This window comes from Levilactobacillus sp., assembly GCF_022646225.1.
In the GTDB taxonomy this organism is placed as follows: Bacteria; Bacillota; Bacilli; order Lactobacillales; family Lactobacillaceae; genus Levilactobacillus; species Levilactobacillus suantsaiihabitans.
In genome coordinates, this window is record NZ_JALCJA010000001.1 from 512,119 (window position 1) to 531,719 (window position 19,601).

At 53.1% G+C, this 19,601-nt stretch carries 7 protein-coding genes; all 7 read right to left on the reverse strand.

Annotated elements, in window-relative coordinates; all coding sequences use genetic code 11:
* The 7 genes from LKH74_RS02405 to LKH74_RS02435 all read right to left on the reverse strand — a co-directional run bounded on the left by LKH74_RS02405 (position 1) and on the right by LKH74_RS02435 (position 19,274).
* Positions 1-1,641, reverse strand: a complete 1,641-nt coding sequence (locus LKH74_RS02405; RefSeq protein ID WP_287707760.1) for a phosphotransferase — start codon at positions 1,639-1,641, stop codon at positions 1-3.
* Complete coding sequence (locus tag LKH74_RS02410) at positions 1,638-2,033, reverse strand: capsular biosynthesis protein (protein ID WP_287707758.1); 396 nt, start codon at positions 2,031-2,033, stop codon at positions 1,638-1,640. The genes LKH74_RS02405 and LKH74_RS02410 overlap by 4 nt, the downstream gene beginning before the upstream one ends.
* A 624-nt stretch (positions 2,034-2,657) precedes the next feature.
* Positions 2,658-4,190, reverse strand: coding sequence for a glycosyltransferase family 4 protein (locus LKH74_RS02415; protein ID WP_287707757.1), 1,533 nt, complete (start codon positions 4,188-4,190; stop codon positions 2,658-2,660).
* A 14-nt stretch (positions 4,191-4,204) separates the two neighbouring features.
* Positions 4,205-5,716: a glycosyltransferase gene (locus LKH74_RS02420; protein ID WP_287707756.1), complete on the reverse strand. Its 1,512-nt coding sequence runs from the start codon at positions 5,714-5,716 to the stop codon at positions 4,205-4,207.
* Positions 5,717-5,740: 24 nt separating this feature from the next.
* Positions 5,741-5,944 (reverse strand): hypothetical protein, encoded by a 204-nt coding sequence (locus tag LKH74_RS02425; RefSeq protein WP_135368489.1) that lies wholly within the window; start codon positions 5,942-5,944, stop codon positions 5,741-5,743.
* A gap of 12 nt (positions 5,945-5,956) precedes the next feature.
* The gene (locus LKH74_RS02430) at positions 5,957-7,597 is read right to left on the reverse strand and encodes a glycosyl transferase family 1 (protein ID WP_287707755.1); all 1,641 of its coding nucleotides are present in this window, start codon (positions 7,595-7,597) and stop codon (positions 5,957-5,959) included.
* 424 nt (positions 7,598-8,021) lie between these two features.
* Positions 8,022-19,274, reverse strand: a complete 11,253-nt coding sequence (locus LKH74_RS02435) for a KxYKxGKxW signal peptide domain-containing protein (protein WP_287708052.1) — start codon at positions 19,272-19,274, stop codon at positions 8,022-8,024.
* Positions 19,275-19,601: the final 327 nt, after the last annotated feature.

The following is a 19,601-nucleotide window of genomic DNA, read 5'->3' on the forward strand; positions in this document are numbered from 1 at the left end:
TCATCCCTCCGTAACGCTGGCCATGAACGGGGCAAAGGTGGTGACCCCCACCGCCAACATGGCTTTTTGTCGTTCTGGTTTATCTTTGTGTAGCGGAATCATGCTGAGGAACAACAATGATTCGATCAATTGAATCTGCCGATAAACGGTCGGCCCCAGTTGCATTTGCAGTTGTTGGGCAAACAGGTCACCAATGGCAGCCTCGTTACCGGTCACCGTCAAGGCGTAGTCCAACCGCCCCGTGGTGTCCGCATCGACGGTAAACATGTCGGCGATGATACAGTCGTATTTGCCGACAAAGCTGTGCATCAGCTTGGCATAGTCGTACTTGGCATCGCCGTAGATGTCGAATTTACCAAATTTACCGCGCGGATCGATCAGCCGCATGACGTGCTTGGTATGGTCGTACAAAATGTTGGTCATGCAAAAGTCCCCGTGGATCACGGTCAACGTCTCCCCTACTAACACGCCGCTGCGGTCCAACACCGTTGGCAAGGCAGCGATAATGGCGTTGATGCTGGGATACGTGGTACCGTTGATCACCAGTGGCTGATCCGCAATGGCCGCGTAAAAGTCGTCCTCATCGATCAGCCGATGCAGCCGGTCGACGGTCTTATCCAGGTACATGGCGCGCACGGTCTGCCGATACGTTTCCGGCGTGACGCGGACCTGGTACTGAGCCATTTCACTGCGTAAGAAGACCAGTTCGTCAATGATTTCTCGCCAGAAGCCCAACTCGAAGTTACCGTATAAAAATAGGTTGTGCAGGCTTTCATAGGAGAAATATTCCATTTCCACAAACGGTGCGTTGTAGTTGAGTGAGTAATCAAAGATGCGCGGTGCAATGTAGGCCAGTCGCTTGGGCAGCTTCAAATACCACTGGACCTCACCCAAAAATTTGTCCACGTCCGTGCTTTCCTTGCGAATGATGCCCCGCTTGAAATCGATCTTCGTCTGGTTAAAGAAGCGCGCCTCCACCTGCTTGGCCTCCACGTACTTGTCACTGTGGCCAAAGTCCAGCCACTGCGTCGTGTCCGCCAGTTTCAGCGGATGGTGGGCATCGTAGACTTTCAAATTCTCGTAAAATGACTTAGCTCCCTGCCACAAGCGCGCTAGGTCTGCGCCAGCACTGAAGTTAAACACCCCCACGGCCGCGGTAAAGGCCGCTTGGTCGGCCGTCGCCACCTTATCCGTGAAGGTCACCCGGTGTGTCGCATCAACCGTCACGGTGGTCCACCGCCCGGCATCCGTAACCTGATGCGTAAAAATGGTGTCGCCTTGCGTGAGATTTTCCGCTTCAATCAGGGTGTCGCCAAAGACGATGGTCAGCTCGGCCACCGCCGTTTGTTCTTGGAGTTGGGCCAAGGACTGGGCGACCGCCTCGCTGAGCGTTAATCCGCTAGCAACCTTGAGTGGTGTCACCGGCAAGTGCTTTTGGGTCACATAGCTGACGACCGAATCGTCGCCGGCGCTGACCGCCACGAACAATTGATAGTCTAACGGTTGGTACTGCTGGACCACCCGATCAATAATCCGCTGGCCGTCTTGGACCGGGATCATCGCCGGATAAATCGTCCCAAAGGTCGTTTGCATGTCGTCCGCAATTTCCGCGGCAGACAGTAATAACACAGTCTTCGTCAATGCACGTCACGCTCCTTTGCGACCAGTTCGGCGATTTCCGCTTCGCTGTGAGCCAAGAACTCACTCGGCCGAATCGCGCGGTCATCGACGTAATACCCACCCCGACCGGCCCACGGCTTGCCAAAAATAATTTCATCGTAGGGCACCTGATACTTGGCCAACCACTCAGCCGTGATGGGTGCCGTAAACTTGTTGATCTTGCCCAAATTCCCCGTGTACGTCCGCATCTGCCGCGAGGTAAACAAGATAATGTGGTAGCCTGCCGCCTGATACTCCCGCAATCGGGCAATCACACTAGCCTTGGGCGCCACGTCCAAGTAGGTCTGCTCCGCCGTCTTCAAGTCACACAGCGTGCCATCAATATCCACCACAAGACTCGTCGTCTGGTCCATGGTCATCCCCCCCAATTCACTTTGTCGAAACCTGTCTAAACCTTCCAATTGGCTGATCTGAACAACCTACCTTGACCGCCCACGGGTCACTAGAGATGCGTTGAAATGCTGCGGGCGGACGGGCCAAGCCATGTTGCAATCTCAACACCCGTTTTGAGCCGAGAACCCTGTCTCAAAGACGTCAGTTTCCTGAGTGCTGTGACCCTACCCGTGCCGCTAACAGTTGAACTCATCTCTAGCAGACCCTCAGCTACCATAGCGGTCGCCAAGAACTGTTGGCATGCCAGTTGTTCGCGACAGCCACCAACGTTACCGATCACGGTTTAACGCTAAGGTATCCTGACCTCGCCGTCTATGCCGGAGGAGGCCAGGGGTGTAGCCAGCTGTGTCGACGGTGTTGGCCGAGGTTTTGTCTCGGCCTACAGCGTGGGGCGACTTTGGAGACTGGTGGGATTTACCAGGCTTCAAAGCGAATCGGAAGCCCGCTTCTCAGGCTGGAGATGTCCCCCATAGCAGGCGGAACCCCTGGCAGCCGCAGGCAACTGGTTTGCCTAACGTAGCCCTCAGCGTTCCCACTCATCTCTAGCGAACGGTAAAGCGGCTAGCCACCGCCAATTTACCGAATCACACTTCAACCTGAGGCTGGCTGAGGTTTTGGAAATAGTCCAGGAGCACCCGCCACTGTTCAAAGACTGCCTGTTCAGAATAACGCTTGGCATTCTCATAGGCGGCGTCGCTATATGCAGCCAATCGCTTTTGATCCTGCAGCATCTGAATCATCGTGTCGGCCAAGCCCTGGACATCCCCGTCCATGGTCAGCCGGCCACTCACGCCGTCGTCAATGATGTCGCTCGGCCCATATTTCACGTCATTGGCCACCATTGGCAACCCGTGCGACTGCGCCTCTAGCAGCATTAAGGAGAAGCCTTCCGCACGACTCGGCAACAGGCCCAGTTGCGCCCGATCATACACGGCGCCGATGTCGTGGGTGTAGCCCTTGAAGCTGATCACGTCGCTTAGACCCAGGTCTGCGGCCTCTTGCTTAAACTTCTTTCCGATATCTCCGTTGGCATACCCCCAGAATTCCAGCCGCGCATCCGGAAACTGTTGGTGCACCTGCGCGAAGGCTTCGATGGAATGGTTCTGCTGCTTTTCTGGTGCCAGCCGTGCCACGTGGACGATCAGGTCCTTTTGCCGGTGGCTGAAGGCTTGATGTGGGGCCGCAATCTGCGCGTCCGTGACGTAGCCCACCGGAATCGTGAAGGCCGGGATGTCCTTACCGAAGCGATCCTCAATGTCTTGGGACTGCTCTGGTGTGGACGAAATCACGGCATCCCACTCATGCCAGTTGGTCAAGGCATTTTGATAATTGTTGTTGAGCGGTGAATGAATCATATCGCTGGGATCGGCCACGTGGTCGTTGTGCAGGTGTAAGACCTTGAAGGCCGGTGTGTGCATGTGAAAGAGCGCCCAATCACATTCCACCGTCCGGTCACAAATGAAGACGTTGTGCTCGCCGTTATCGTTGAGCTCATCATAGAAGAACCGCGTCAAGGCGTTCATCCCGGTAAAGACCCAATCCCGGCCACGATAGTTCAGGACCCGCCAGCTGACGTGCTCCTTACCCGCACGGTCCAGCAAGTGACATTTTTCCAAATGGACCAGGCCGTCGGGGCCAAAATATTGTTCTTGAACGATTTTGCCGTCCCAGTCAAAGAGCTGCTCGAGGCATTTAAACCCACGCACATCCCACCAGGCCATCTTGAGCGTCCGTCCGGTCACGTCAAAGTACTGGATATTGCTGATCTCATCGGTCCCGGGCCGCAGGTAAATGATCAGCTGCATTTTCCCCTGGGCAAAGACCTGAACCTGATCATCCTTGCGCGATTGCGTGGTGTCACTGGGCAAGGACAGGTCATTTAACGCAAACCGGCGCGTAGGCACGTCCCCACTGCCACAGAAGAATTGAAAGAGATTCACGAACCCCGTGGTCGGGATGCCCGCCTGTTGCACAATCGCAGACAACTCCATGGAAAAGATGCGCGTCACGATTTTAGCCGGCACACCGTTTTGATTGAAGAGGTGCAGCCGGTTGATTTCCGCATGCTCGATGCCGGACTTGGAATATTGTAAATTGTCATTTAAAAAGTAATACATAGCACTGCTCCCTCCTAGGCCTGTACGAACCGTTGCCAGCGGTTCCAAACTTTGCGTCGCGTCCAGTTCTGGTGAGCGACATCGTAGGCGGCCTGACTCATCTCGGTCAACTGGGCATCATCCGTAAAGAGCGTTCGGACCTTGTCGGCCATGGCCAAGGCGTTGCCGCGGTCGATCACGTAACCAGTCTGACCGTCCTTGATGAAGGCTTGCGGCCCGTAGTTGAACGGGTAGCTGACCACTGGAATGCCGTGACCCATGGCTTCTGGCATGGCCAGTGGCGCCCCGTCGGCTGTGGCCATATTGACCAGCACCTGGTAGTGATCATACCGGTCGGCTAGCTGGGCGTCGTAGTCTTTAAAGGTCACGCTGGTCGTCAATCGGAGTTCCTTGACCAGGTCCGTCATCTGCGTCAGGTAGTCCGCACTACCGTAACCAAACAGGTCAAACGTCGCGTCGGGGACTTGGTACTTGACCAGTGCAAACATCCGCAAGAGCTGCTCGATCTGCTTGTCGGCCGCGATTCGGCCCACGTACAAGAGACTGTGAGCCCGGCGTTGCTCGGGCGTCACCAGCGTCGTCTTAGTGGCTGGCAACAGCGTCACGGCTGGAATCGCCGCGATCTTGGCTTGCGGGTACCGTTGCCGCAAGTGGTCCGCTTGTTGTTCGGTGGCCGTGATGAAGCCATCGAAATGGTTGAAATGTTCAAAGGCCGGCGCCAAGAAGCCATCCAGCGTGCCGTGGACCGGGTCGTTGGGGTCAACGGCGTGGTTGATCGGCAGGTAGACGTATTTCCGAGAATGATCATTCAAGGCCAACAGTGGCTTGACGCCAGTCCCCGGTCGGTCGCTGATAAAGGTCGTGGTCGTATCGTCTTGATTGCTGAGTTCGCCTAAGAAGAAGGTGAAGAGGTCGTCGGTATTTTGGAAGAATAGATCGCCGCGGCCGTGATAATCTTTCACAATAATCCGGGAGGCGAGCGGCTGCCCATTGGTGTCCGGGACAAAATACTGTTCCATGGCAATCTTCCCGCTTGGCGTGTAGTAGCGTTCGAGAATCAATTTACCATTTTGACCGAAATACTGGGTGGCGGACTTGAAGCCCCGCCAGTCCCACAGATTGGTCTCAATCACGTTGCCCAAGCCGTCGAAAAATTCCTGGTAGAAGACGCGCCCCACGGTGCCGGGAATAAAACCGACATTGCTGGTCGACCGGTCCCCCTCGGCGACTTGACTGAAGTTCGCGCCAACGGTGACTTCCGAAGCTAGTGGCAACTTGAGGTCGTCGGTATGCATGACTTTGATTGGCATGGGTGCCGTGGCCTCCTGGAAGAAATCAAACATGTTAACGATTTCATTGTCGGTCAGTCCAAAGGTACCAATTGTTTGGTGGAGCAAACGGTCATAGGTCTTGGTCACAATCTTGGCCGGTTGCTTGTAGTGATTGAACAACTTCACGCGGTTCATTGCGGTGTGCTCCACGCTCGAATTTTTTTGTAGGATATATTCATTAATAAAATAGAACATCGTGACACTCCAATCTCTTCGTGATTACTGTTCCCACGGGTATTTGCCATTCTTGTCCTTCTTGGTCTCGCGCATCATTTTCTTGGTCCGTTCGTCCATGCGCTTGCGGGTCTTTTCCTTATTACGCCACCGCACGACCAAGACCAGCACGCCGACCACCACATAGATCAGCATGCGAATGGCAAATTGAATCTTCTTGTATGCCAGTACGGTTGTTAAAACTGCCATGGCGGCCTCCTCTCAGTAGACGTAGTTGTAATAGTTGATGAGCCCGGATAAGAAGTGTTCACAGTCATCGATCCGGGTCCGGAAGTGGTCGTGCCGGGCGAAGAAACCACCGACAAACTTGCTGGGGGCATAGAAGTACATCGCCAGTTCCGGTTGAAACGCCCCCGTTGCCAACTCGTGTAAGGCACGATAATGCCAGGCACGGCGTAACCGCTGCACGTCATATTGCTCAAGCAGGTCGTCGTTACCGGTGCGTTTGATCATATCCGTCATCTTGACCGCCGCATCGAGCAATTCCAGTAGTGTCGGGTACGCCGTGTCACGCTTTTCAATGAAGTCCAGATGGTTGAACACGTTCTTTAACCCCAGACGCATGTAGTCGCGATTGTCGGTGAAAATCAACATGGCCTCATTGACTGCATAGGCGATCCAGTGGTCGTGGTAGCGGCCATAATCGTGCGCCACCATGAAGTCTAGCGACTGTTGCATCATGTCCAAGACGCGGTCGTCGTGGATCAACTCGTACAGCCGCGCCATCGCAAAGGTGATTTCCCCTTCGTAATAAATGATCCGGAAAGCATCCTTGACCGTCAAATCGGGATTCAAGACGTGGTTGAAACGCCCAGAAGGTTGACGAAAGGCAATGATGCCGTTGAACGCCTGCTGCGCCTGGTCCATGAAGGCCTCATCCTTGCTGACTTCTTGGTACTTGCACAACGCTAAGATCAGCATGGCCTGGGCCCCCAATTTGACTTCTGGATCCTTATTCTTTGGCCGCTCAATCACAAACAAGGCGTCATTGACGTGAATCGTCAGGTGTTCCAGCCCCCAGGTCAACGCCTGCTTGGCACGTGGCAGATCATCCCAATTGTCCGTATACGCAATCGCTTCCAACAAGGCGTAAATCGACGAGAAATGCCGCACACTGTTGTAACTACTCAACACCCGCTGTTCCGCCGGATAATAACCATAGACGAACTGTCCCGTCTCCTTAATTTGCCGGGCTAAAAAGGCTTCACCCAGCGACAAATAGTCCCGTAACTCTTGTCGAGGCGCAACTAATCGCCGTGTACCACGCTCACCAGCGGCTGATTCATCCAGCGGCCAGATTTGGGTCCCATTGGAGAAAATACCAGCAGTCGTAAATGTCCAAATATTCTGGGCAGCTGTCAAATCATCCGGTTGTTCGCCGTTGCGTCGCGTCAAGTACTTGGTAATCTGTGAGTAGTCAATCCACGAGGCTGACGGATTTTTTCCAATCCGGTGATCCTTGCCTGGCTTGAAGAAAGCGTGACCATTAATTTCCATTTCCAATAGCGCCGTCTTAAAGTCTTGATCAAAGCTCACCCCATCGCGCCAGTAGTTCATTCGCGTCATCGCTGCCAAGGATTTCTTGACCGCAGCTGCCGATCGCCGCTGGATGGCTTGGACAATCTCAATGCGAACCCAAGCATCTTGGGGTGCTGTGGCCAATGTCTCACTAACCTGTTGCCAAGCCTGATTGAAACTGTCGCCGCGATAGAAATGAACGGCTGCGCGTTTCTTACGATTCGACACGGAAACGGCCAGCGTGCTCTCCCCTGTTGATCGATCGGTAAGATCCCCCAAGTCAATGACCGCTTCCTTGAATTTTTTAATGATCGTTCTTTTCATCGGCAGGAACCTCCAAAGTTAGTCTATTTTCGTGATAATCACGTTATCATCGTCTCAATTGGTTTATTCTTTACATAAGTTTATGTTAACACAATTTTACCATACGTACTAATTTTTTCATTTGATTTTGATAATAATTTGATAACGATATTCCCATAACATAATTAGGCGACCACCTCAGCCATGATGTCCCGTCATCATAGGGTTTGTTTAGTGAAACTACTAAGTGATTTTTAGCGATTTGAATGCTTGATTTACAAACAAACCGGGTTAACCGTTTCATCATACCACATTGGCTTAATTGAAGCTTAAACTAGCCTTAACTATCCATTTTTGCGAATATGTGTGGTTTATTTTTGGCAGTAAAAAAGCACGTCAACATTTCTGCCAACGTGCTTTTTCACTTACTGGTTACTGCCAGGTATTAATCACCGTCGTTCTTCCGCCGTTTACTATCGAAGAACCACCAGGAGCCGCCACCTACAGCCGCCAGGGCTGCCAGGATCGTTCCCCAAAGTGTTGCGTGATTATCAGCTTGTGCCTTATCCGTCGCCGTTGCTGAATCACCATCACTGGCGGTATCCGCAGCGCCGCTCGTCGTTGTATCGGCCTTCGCCTTGTCCTTAGTTGCGTGATCATTAGCTGACTTGTCATCAGCCGGCTGATCAGTTGCCGCAGTGTCTGCCGCATCGCTAATCGTCGCCGGTGCACTCGCAGTCAAATCAACTACTGGCGTCGTTGCCGCTGACCGCGTGGTGTTGGTCAATGGTGTTGCGGTTGCTGCCGCAGACCCAGTCGCCACATTTGTACCCGCGGCTGATGCGCCATTTCCAGTCGTCGTGCCAGCATTGGATCCGGAATCGCCGGTCGTTCCTGTTCCAGAACCAGCCGAGCCACTCCCTGAACCATTTCCGCTGCCATTGCCTGATCCGGAACCAGAACCGGAGCCGCCGCCTGCGTTAGTGTCACTGTCGCCATCCGAGTTACCATCACCTTCTGAACCAGAATCGGTATCAGAGTCACTGTCAGTATCAGAATCTGTATCGCTGTCCGCATCAGAGTCCGAGTCACTATCTGTATCCGAATCACTATCGGAGTCGCTGTCAGAGTCCGTGTCGCTGTCGGTGTCGGAATCTGAATCGCTATCTGAATCGGTGTCACTGTCAGTATCAGAGTCGGAGTCACCGTCCGAATCAGCATCACTGTCAGAATCCGAATCAGAATCACTATCCGAATCAGCGTCAGAATCTGTGTCTGAATCAGAATCGCTGTCGCTATCTGAATCGGTATCACTATCACTGTCGGTGTCGGAATCGGCATCTGAATCCGTATCACTATCGGAATCGGCATCACTGTCTGAGTCGGCGTCGCTATCCGCATCTGAATCAGAATCACTGTCGGTATCAGAGTCACTGTCCGTATCGGAATCGGAATCTGTGTCGCTGTCTGAGTCCGTGTCGGAGTCTGAGTCGCTATCCGTATCAGCATCTGAATCACTGTCTGAGTCAGTATCTGCGTCGGAATCTGTGTCAGAGTCGCTATCGGAATCCGCATCACCGTCAGAGTCCGAATCAGAATCAGAGTCAGAATCAGAGTCAGTATCGGAGTCACTATCTGTATCACTGTCAGTATCTGAATCGGAATCACTGTCGGTGTCTGAGTCGCTGTCAGTGTCGGAGTCCGTATCACTGTCGGTATCTGAATCCGAATCCGAGTCACTATCCGCATCTGAATCGGAGTCACTGTCAGTATCTGAATCGGCATCGCTGTCCGAATCGGCATCGCTGTCCGAATCGGTATCAGAATCGGAGTCTGCATCTGAGTCAGTGTCGGAATCAGAATCACTGTCTGAATCCGTATCGCTGTCGGAATCTGAGTCCGTATCACTATCGGAATCGCTGTCAGAATCAGAATCCGTGTCGGAATCACTATCGCTGTCAGAATCAGTATCAGAGTCCGAATCCGAGTCCGTATCAGAATCACTGTCAGTGTCGGAATCGCTATCGCTGTCAGAATCGGTGTCACTGTCTGAATCTGAGTCGCTATCCGTGTCGCTATCCGAATCGGAGTCACTGTCGGTATCGGAATCTGAATCTGTGTCGCTGTCTGAGTCCGAATCACTGTCGGTATCAGAGTCAGCATCGCTGTCAGAATCACTGTCGGAATCGGAGTCGGTATCTGAGTCGGTATCTGAGTCACTGTCAGAATCCGTATCAGTGTCTGAGTCACTATCCGTATCGGAATCTGCGTCGGAATCCGCGTCTGAGTCCGTGTCACTGTCCGAATCAGAATCGGCATCTGTATCACTGTCGGAGTCCGTGTCGCTGTCAGAGTCTGAATCGGAGTCTGAGTCAGTATCACTATCTGTGTCGGAATCGCTATCGCTATCAGAATCGGTGTCACTGTCTGTGTCGGAATCTGAATCACTGTCTGAGTCCGAGTCACTGTCTGTGTCGGAGTCTGTGTCACCATCTGAATCAGAATCCGCATCACCGTCAGAGTCCGAATCAGAATCGCTGTCGGAATCAGCGTCAGAATCGGTATCACTATCCGAATCAGTATCAGAGTCGGCATCAGAGTCTGTGTCTGAATCCGAATCACTGTCTGAATCGCTATCTGAATCAGAATCACTGTCGGTATCAGAGTCAGCGTCGGAATCGGAATCACTGTCAGCGTCTGAGTCCGTATCGCTGTCTGAGTCGCTATCCGCATCTGAGTCAGTATCGGAATCGGAGTCGCTGTCTGTGTCTGAATCGGTATCACTGTCGGAGTCCGAATCTGTATCAGAATCGGAGTCTGCATCTGAGTCAGTGTCGGAATCAGAATCACTGTCTGAATCCGTATCACTGTCTGTGTCCGAATCGCTGTCGGAATCGGTGTCACTGTCGGAGTCTGAGTCCGTATCACTATCGGAATCGCTGTCAGAATCAGAATCCGTGTCGGAATCACTATCGCTGTCAGAATCGGTGTCACTGTCTGAATCTGAGTCGGTATCCGTGTCGCTATCCGAATCGGAGTCACTGTCTGTATCGGAATCGGAATCTGTGTCGCTGTCTGAGTCCGAATCACTGTCGGTATCAGAGTCAGCGTCGCTGTCAGAATCCGTATCAGTGTCTGAGTCACTATCCGTATCGGAATCCGCGTCTGAGTCCGTGTCACTGTCCGAATCAGAATCGGCATCTGTATCACTGTCGGAGTCCGTGTCGCTGTCAGAGTCTGAATCGGAGTCTGAGTCAGTATCACTATCTGTGTCGGAGTCACTGTCAGTATCGGAATCCGTATCACTGTCCGCGTCAGAATCACTATCTGAATCTGTGTCGCTGTCGGAATCCGAGTCGCTGTCAGAGTCCGTGTCGGAGTCTGAGTCGCTATCCGAATCGGAATCAGTATCTGTGTCGGAATCGCTATCAGAATCCGCATCACCGTCAGAGTCCGAATCAGAATCGCTGTCGGAATCAGCGTCAGAATCGGTATCACTATCCGAATCAGTATCAGAGTCACTGTCGGAATCGCCATCCGTATCGGAGTCTGAATCTGAGTCCGAATCCGAGTCGCTGTCCGTGTCGGAATCGCTGTCAGTGTCAGAGTCACTATCCGAATCGGTATCAGAGTCAGCGTCGGAGTCCGAATCTGAGTCGGAGTCCGTGTCACTGTCGGAATCGGAGTCACTATCCGAGTCTGTATCACTATCGGAATCGGCATCAGAGTCACTATCTGTGTCGGAATCACTGTCAGTGTCTGAGTCCGTATCGCTGTCTGAGTCGCTATCCGCATCTGAGTCAGTATCGGAATCTGAATCGGAATCTGAATCGGAATCTGAATCGGAATCTGAATCGGAGTCTGCATCTGAATCAGAATCGCTATCAGAGTCACTGTCTGAATCACTGTCAGTGTCTGAGTCACTGTCTGCGTCGGAATCTGTGTCAGAGTCGCTATCGCTATCTGAATCCGTGTCACTGTCGGAGTCTGAATCGCTATCCGTATCAGCATCTGAATCACTATCTGAGTCGGCATCAGAGTCACTGTCAGTATCGGAATCGGAGTCGCTGTCTGTGTCTGAATCAGTATCACTGTCGGAGTCCGAATCTGTATCAGAATCGGAGTCTGCATCTGAGTCAGTGTCGGAATCAGAATCCGTGTCAGAATCGGCATCGCTGTCAGAGTCACTGTCAGAATCAGTGTCACTGTCAGTGTCTGAGTCACTATCCGTATCGGAATCTGTGTCGGAATCCGCGTCTGAGTCCGTGTCGCTATCAGAATCGGCGTCTGAGTCCGAATCGGAGTCACTGTCAGAATCAGAGTCGCTATCTGAATCCGTGTCACTGTCAGAATCAGAATCGGCATCTGTATCACTGTCGGAGTCCGTGTCGCTGTCGGAGTCTGAGTCACCGTCCGTATCAGAATCGGCATCCGCATCACTGTCAGCGTCAGAATCACTGTCGGCATCAGAGTCACTGTCTGAGTCTGAGTCTGAATCGGAGTCTGAGTCAGTATCACTATCTGTGTCGGAGTCACTGTCAGTATCTGAATCCGTATCACTGTCAGCGTCAGAATCACTATCTGAATCTGTGTCGCTGTCGGAATCGGAGTCTGTGTCAGAGTCACTGTCTGAGTCTGAGTCGCTATCCGAGTCTGTATCACTATCTGTGTCGGAGTCACTGTCAGTGTCTGCGTCACTATCCGAATCGGTATCACTGTCGGAGTCTGAGTCCGTGTCGGAATCTGAATCGCTATCCGCATCTGAATCAGAATCACTATCCGTATCAGAATCGGAGTCACTATCCGCATCTGAATCGGAGTCACCGTCAGTATCTGAATCGGCATCGCTGTCCGAATCGGTATCAGAATCACTGTCCGAATCGGTATCAGAATCACTGTCGGAGTCCGAATCTGTATCAGAATCGGCGTCTGCATCTGAGTCAGTGTCGGAATCAGAATCACTATCGGAATCCGTATCACTGTCTGTGTCCGAATCGCTGTCTGAGTCACTATCCGAGTCTGTATCACTATCAGTGTCGCTGTCGGAGTCTGAGTCCGTGTCGGAATCGCTATCAGTGTCTGAGTCGGCGTCGCTATCCGCATCTGAATCTGAATCACTGTCCGTATCAGAATCGCTGTCAGAATCAGAATCCGTGTCGCTATCGGCATCGCTGTCAGAATCGGTGTCACTGTCTGAATCTGAATCCGCATCACTATCGGAATCCGCGTCAGAGTCCGAATCGGTATCTGAATCACTATCGGAGTCGGAGTCAGAGTCGGAGTCCGTGTCAGAATCAGAGTCGCTATCTGAATCCGAGTCCGAATCAGAGTCACTATCTGTGTCGGAGTCGCTGTCAGAGTCTGTGTCGGAGTCTGAGTCGCTATCCGTATCAGCATCTGAATCACTGTCTGAGTCAGTATCGCTATCTGCGTCGGAGTCACTGTCTGAGTCGGAATCTGTGTCAGAGTCGCTATCGCTATCTGAATCACTGTCAGCGTCTGAGTCCGTATCGCTGTCTGAATCGGAGTCACTGTCGGAGTCACTGTCAGAATCAGTATCAGTGTCTGAGTCACTATCCGTATCGGAATCTGTGTCGGCATCCGAATCTGAATCTGTGTCGCTATCAGAATCGGCGTCTGAGTCCGAATCGGTATCAGAATCACTGTCGGAATCGGAGTCAGTATCCGTGTCGCTGTCGGAGTCCGTGTCGGAATCAGAATCACTGTCGCTATCCGAATCAGTATCGCTGTCGGAATCACCGTCTGAGTCAGAGTCCGTGTCACTGTCCGAATCAGAATCGGCATCTGTATCACTGTCGGAGTCCGTGTCACTATCTGTGTCGGAGTCAGCGTCAGAATCGGAGTCGCTATCCGAGTCTGAATCACTATCTGTATCCGAATCACTGTCGGTATCAGAGTCACTGTCCGAGTCAGTGTCAGAATCAGAGTCCGTGTCAGAGTCACTGTCGGAGTCGGAGTCCGTGTCCGAATCTGAATCGCTATCAGTGTCTGAGTCGGCGTCGCTATCCGCATCTGAATCTGAATCACTGTCTGTATCGCTATCCGCATCAGAGTCTGTATCCGAATCACTATCGGAATCGGAATCCGAGTCACTGTCTGAATCACTGTCGGCATCGGAGTCCGTGTCCGAATCAGAATCGGAATCACTGTCAGCGTCTGAGTCACTATCCGAATCGGAATCACTGTCGGTGTCTGTGTCGGAGTCCGTATCACTGTCAGTATCGGAATCCGAATCGGTATCGCTGTCTGAGTCACTGTCTGCGTCGGAATCTGTGTCAGAGTCGCTATCGCTATCTGAATCTGAATCCGTGTCGCTGTCGGAGTCGGAGTCGCTATCTGTATCAGAATCTGAATCACTGTCTGAGTCGGCGTCACTGTCTGAGTCGGCGTCAGCGTCAGAATCGGAATCACTATCTGAGTCAGAATCGGTATCTGAGTCAGAATCGGTATCTGAATCCGTATCACTATCGGAATCGGAGTCGCTGTCCGAGTCACTGTCTGAGTCGGAATCGGCATCAGAGTCCGAATCAGAATCCGTATCACTATCTGTATCTGAATCGGTGTCGGAATCAGAATCCGTGTCGCTATCGGCATCGCTGTCAGAATCGGTGTCACTGTCTGAATCTGAATCCGTATCACTGTCGGAATCGGCGTCAGAGTCAGAATCAGAATCCGTATCACTATCTGTATCTGAATCGGTGTCGGAATCACTGTCGCTATCCGTATCAGAATCGGCATCACTGTCCGAATCAGAATCGGAGTCACTGTCAGTGTCAGAATCACTATCTGAATCCGTGTCTGAGTCACTATCCGCATCTGAATCGGAATCAGTATCGGAGTCGCTGTCGGAATCACTGTCAGAGTCACTATCGGAATCAGTATCACTATCAGAATCGCTATCTGTATCTGAATCACTGTCTGAATCTGAATCACTATCCGCGTCAGAATCACTTTCTGAATCGGAATCGCTATCGGAATCGTCTACACCAGCTGCAATTGCTAAGTTAGCATATGATTGCGCATCAGCTGCGGCGCTGGAAGCGTGATCTTTCGATTCCTTGGCCGCGGAGGCTGCTGACTCAGCTTCCTTCGCGTAGGATTGGGCGGCTGAATTATCAGCGGCGGCTTCCGCAGAAGATGCGGCCGAGTAAGCAGAGGACGCGGCAGCAGCGGCTGATTGTGCGGCCGAAGCTGCTGAAGTTGCTGTCGATGCAGCAGTTGCGGCATTGGCCGCGTGTGAACTTGCGGTCGATCCCTTAACGGCATATTGTGAAGCAACATCCCCATAGGAATTGGCAACGCTAGCGTAGTTTGCCGCTTCATTGGCAGCGTCGGCAGCCATGCTAGCTGACGATGATGCCCCTTCAGTGGAGGTCGCATTGACCGTCAAGTAGGCTTGACCCAAGGACATGGTGGTCTTCCCACTTGTCACAACCAACGTGTAGTATCCTTGGTTGCTAGTCGTAATGCCATCAATATTCAATGTCTCGCCGGTTTGCCCCGCAATCGCCTGCCCGGTACTGCCGGCCGTTGCTGAGTAATACCATTGATAAGTGACGCTACTATCAGAATCTGACGTGTCCATTTCTGGCGTCCAAGTCAGTGTGTCACCAGTGTTGGCCGTTTGATCCGATAAACCATTACCGACCGTGACTTCTTTGCTAGCTGAATAGCTGGTCCCGTCCGTATTGGTAATTGTGGCGGTAATCGTGACCTTCCCAGCGGACGTCTTCGTGGCTGGCGTCACGGTTCCGTCTGAACTGACAGTCGCAATCGATTCATCACTACTGGTCCACACAATCGTGCCAGTCGCGTTTCCAGGGTTCGTGGTTGCCGTGAAGACCCCTTCAGTTTGAGTCGACCCGTTGAGGATGTAATCATCCCCATCAATCGTGATTGCCGTGGCCGGAATTTCACTGTCATAAACATCGACCTGCGCGACGTTACTGTGGAAGTTCCCCGTAATGGAATTGGTTCCCAGGAAGCTGGCATCTGCTTGGAATAGAAGTGTTCCGGTATAATCTTCATCTAACGTTACGGTCAACCTATTCGAAGCCGTGGACAACGTGGAGTACCATGGCGTGATGTCTTCCGTGGTATACGTCCCAATCGAAGCACCGTTGGCATCCGTAATGACACCATCCTTCAGTTTGGACCAATTGCCATTGATCTGAACGTACCAGGTCGTCGAGTGAGAAATGTTAAGTGCTCCCAGCCCCGTCTTAGCAGTCGAGGTCAACGTGAACGTTTGTCCAGAAGTGGTCGAGGTCAAAGCGGTTGGTTGTTGTGTGAACCCACCTGAGATGACCATCCCTAAAACAATCAGGGCGTCACCGGTTGGCTTACCGTTAGGCTTACCCAAGTTATTGGAATACATGACCGCGTAGCTCGCAGCCTCACTGGCAGCGGCGGCCGTAACCGTGGCTGTGGAGGCTAACTCTGCGGCGGTCGACAGCTCTGCATCCGCAGCTGTCGAGTATTCACTGGCCATGGCGAAGCTCCCGGCAGCAACGGCCGAGGAAGCCAGCGCCATGTAGCTGTTAGCGTCACTGGTAGCGGCATCCGCCGTGGCAGCCGCGTATTGGGCGTCTTGCGCGTATTGCGCAGCAGCGGCCGTGTAGGAGGCCCCCATGCTGGTATTTTGTGTCATAGCGGCGGCTAAGGAAGCGGCCGTCGAACCGGCACTTTGCGCCACTAAATTAGCAGCGGAGTCAATGGCCGCTGTGGCGGCAGCGGCTTCACTGGCGGCTGATGATTGCCCATCAATGATGATCTTCGTCGCTTGACTAGCAGAGCTGGCAGCCGAACTAGCGGCTTCTTTGGCCCATTGTAAATACGTACCGGCATCCGCCGCGGCGTTGGAGGCCGAATTCAAGTCCCCTGCAGCCGCGTAGGAAGCGGCAAGTTGTGAACTGACCGCGGCCTGACTGGCGTTGGAAGAGGCATTGGAATTGGCCGTGATGGCCGCGTTATTGGCCGCGTTGGCCGCCGATTGATACAGTGGCGCCGAGGCAAAAGCGTTGGCGGCATCGGCAGCGTTGGAGTTGGCGATTTGTGCCTGATCCATGGCTTGACTCGCAGCCGTTGACGCAGCGGCCGCGTAACTTGAGGCCAAGTAGGCGGCAGCTGAAGATTGCGTTTGCGCGGCGTTGTAAGTCAAGGCCACGTAGGAAGCGGCCATGCTAGCGGCGGAAGAGGTCTTCTCACCGTATTCGGCGGCTTCGCTTTGCGCGGCGATGGCCGCCTGAGCCGCACTAGAAGCGCTGGAGTAATCCCGGCCCGTTTCGTAACTTGCAGCTAAACTGCTAGCCTGACTGGCAGCTGTCGCAGCACTAGAAGCCAAGGCTGCGTAGGAAGCCGTGTTAGCCGTGTGGGCCGCGGCACTCGAGGCGTAGGATTGAATCGTCACGCTGGCCCCAATTTCCGTGGTCGTCGTCAATTGTTGGTAAGACGAGCTAGCCGCCGAAGCCATGGCATTGGCCAGTGAGGCAGCGGTTTCAGCCGCGGTTGCCGCACTGGACGCCTGATCCGTGTAATTGCCGTTGACATCCGAGACCACGATGGTCAAGACATTAGACGCGGCCGAGAAAGTCGCGGTCGAAACCGTTCCTAACAGATACGTGGCCGTCTTGGTTCCACTAACCACTAACTGGTAGTAGTAAGTTCCGGCTGCCGTGTAGGTCGGCGTATAGGTCCCCGTCGTCCCTTTTTCGGTGCTGGTCGAGGCCACTTCCCAGTTTGTGCCGTCCGTGGACACGTACCAAGTGAAGGTAGCCGACCCCTTGAGATTGTAGTCTCGGCTCCCGCCACCAAGCAGCCCGTTGTAGTAGCTGCCCAGTTCCATCGTATTGCTGAGGGAAACGCTTTCGCCCACCGTCACGGCCGTACTAGTCGACGTGATGGTGTTGGTCGTTGCTCCCGCAGCCTCTTCGTCACTGTCCGTCGTGGTCTGCGTGTTGCTGGTATCCGTGTCATACGCGGCGGCTAAGGAAGCGGCGCTGGAGGCCCCAGCCAATGAAATGGCGGCTTCGGAGGCTGCTGAACTAGCGACCCGCGCTAAGGAAGCCGCGTCGGCTGCACTCGTTGCGGCAGCTGCCTGTGAAGCGGCCGAGCTAGCTAAGCTTGCCGAAGAGGTTGCCAACGTGGCGTAAGAGGCCGCGCTGCTAGCGTAGTCATCGGATTGGTTCCCGGCGTATTTTCCAGCTTCTTCGGCCAGAGAATTCGCGGAACTCGCATAGCCAGCCGCTAAAACGGCACTGGAAGACGCTTTGGTTGCCGAATCCCCAACGGCTAAGGACGTTGCGGTATTGGCGGCCGATTGCGCCGTGTCATTGGCTTCACTAGCCGTATTGAAGGCCGCTAATCCTTGTTCGGCCAAACTGTTGGCGGCCACCAGTGCTTCACTGCCAGCTTCGTAGTCACCGCTGATTGCGGCGCTAGAGGCCAGAATATATTGCGCTTGGGCGTCACTGGCTAAGGACGTCGCCAATGATGAAGCCGCGGCCGCGGCCGAAGCAGCACTGTTAGCCGTAGCGTAGGCTTCAACCGCGGCGGCATTACTGGTATCGTATTGCGTCGCGTTATAGGCACTGCTGGCAGCCGCAGCGGCGGCGACAGCGGCGGAACTAGCGGCAGCGGCAGCCGAGAACGTCGGCGTATTGGCGCTGCTGACCAAATCCTTGAGACCAGCCGCAGCGGCTGATTTCGCCATTGCCGCAGTACTAGAGGCCAAATCAGCATAAGAAACGGCTTCATTAGCCGCAGAACTAGCGGAAGATAATGCGGTCGTGTAGCGGTCGATCATGGTGTCGGAATCGCCCATGTCGTCCGCAACTGCCTGCTTATAAGCCGAAGCCAGACTGTTGTAATACTGTGTGATATCGGCAGCGGTGGCCGTCTTGGCCGCATAGCTACTAGTCGCGTTGTAGGCGTTCTTGGTGTCCGTGGTTGGCACTAATGCCGCGTAGCTGCTGGCAGCTTCGGCGTTGGCTTGAGCCGCAGCGGCCGCACTACTGGCACTGCTAGCAGCCGCACTATCCGCCCCACTGGTGGCACTGGAACTGGCAGCCGCAGTGACCGTCGTCACGCTCTCCGCAACCGGCGTCACCACGCTCTTCTTGGTCGTGGCAACCTTGGCGACTGTCTTAGTCACATTGGTGTTCAACGTCACATCGGTGGAAACGCTGGCAGCGGTACTAGCCGCGATACTGTCAGCGCTCGCCTTGGTGGCTGAACTCGTTGCGCTACTGGTGGCCGTGGCCGCACTAGTCGCTACGGCGCTGGTTGAAGTGGCGCTGGTTTGCGTATTATTTGAAGTACTTGAAGATGAGTTTGCTGAACTGCTAGTAGTAGAAACTGTTTGACTTTCTACAACTGCTGAGCTCGCCGTGCTGGTGGTACTGGTGCTGGCTGCACTGGTGGCTGAGCTACTAGCGCTCGAAGCCGTTGATTGACTTGATTCTGGTTGATCCGCACTGGCACTCGAGGTGCTAGCGGCCGATGAAGCGACCTTGGTACTACTGGTACTATCTGCTTGACTGGTGGTATCTGCACTGGCAGACAACGTCCCTGCCCCCAGCAGAGAGAATGACGCCAACGCAGCGAAAACCCAGGTCTTCCCTACCTTGTACATCTTGTACCGTAATTTAGGGTCGCCGTTAAAAGCTTTATTCCGCATGAATTTCACTTTAAACGTCCTCCTTAAGTTAAACATGTGATAGTTGAGTGACAATCACTACTCCCATTAATTGGCTATTAAAAAAATTGCTAAATGTCTTGGATTTGGTCTATACACATTACCCCAATAAAGAGTATCCCCTATAAACCAATATCTTAACAATCGTTATTTTAACACAAATTTACGCTGCGTACTGTTTTAAAGATAAATTTATCGGTGGTATATACAAAAATCTTAATTACCGCATTCTAATGTTAAGGAAATCACATTTCATTTTCATCTCACCTTTAGCCTACTGATTAGTCACTTGTGAGCGTTAACGGAAGT

Coding starts and splice junctions, on each gene's coding strand:
- LKH74_RS02410 (WP_287707758.1), bottom strand. CDS start 2,033: ATGGACCAGACGACGAGTCTTGTGGTGGATATTGATGGCACGCTGTGT.
- LKH74_RS02415 (WP_287707757.1), bottom strand. CDS start 4,190: ATGTATTACTTTTTAAATGACAATTTACAATATTCCAAGTCCGGCATC.
- LKH74_RS02420 (WP_287707756.1), bottom strand. CDS start 5,716: ATGTTCTATTTTATTAATGAATATATCCTACAAAAAAATTCGAGCGTG.
- LKH74_RS02425 (WP_135368489.1), bottom strand. CDS start 5,944: ATGGCAGTTTTAACAACCGTACTGGCATACAAGAAGATTCAATTTGCC.
- LKH74_RS02430 (WP_287707755.1), bottom strand. CDS start 7,597: ATGAAAAGAACGATCATTAAAAAATTCAAGGAAGCGGTCATTGACTTG.
- LKH74_RS02435 (WP_287708052.1), bottom strand. CDS start 19,274: ATGCGGAATAAAGCTTTTAACGGCGACCCTAAATTACGGTACAAGATG.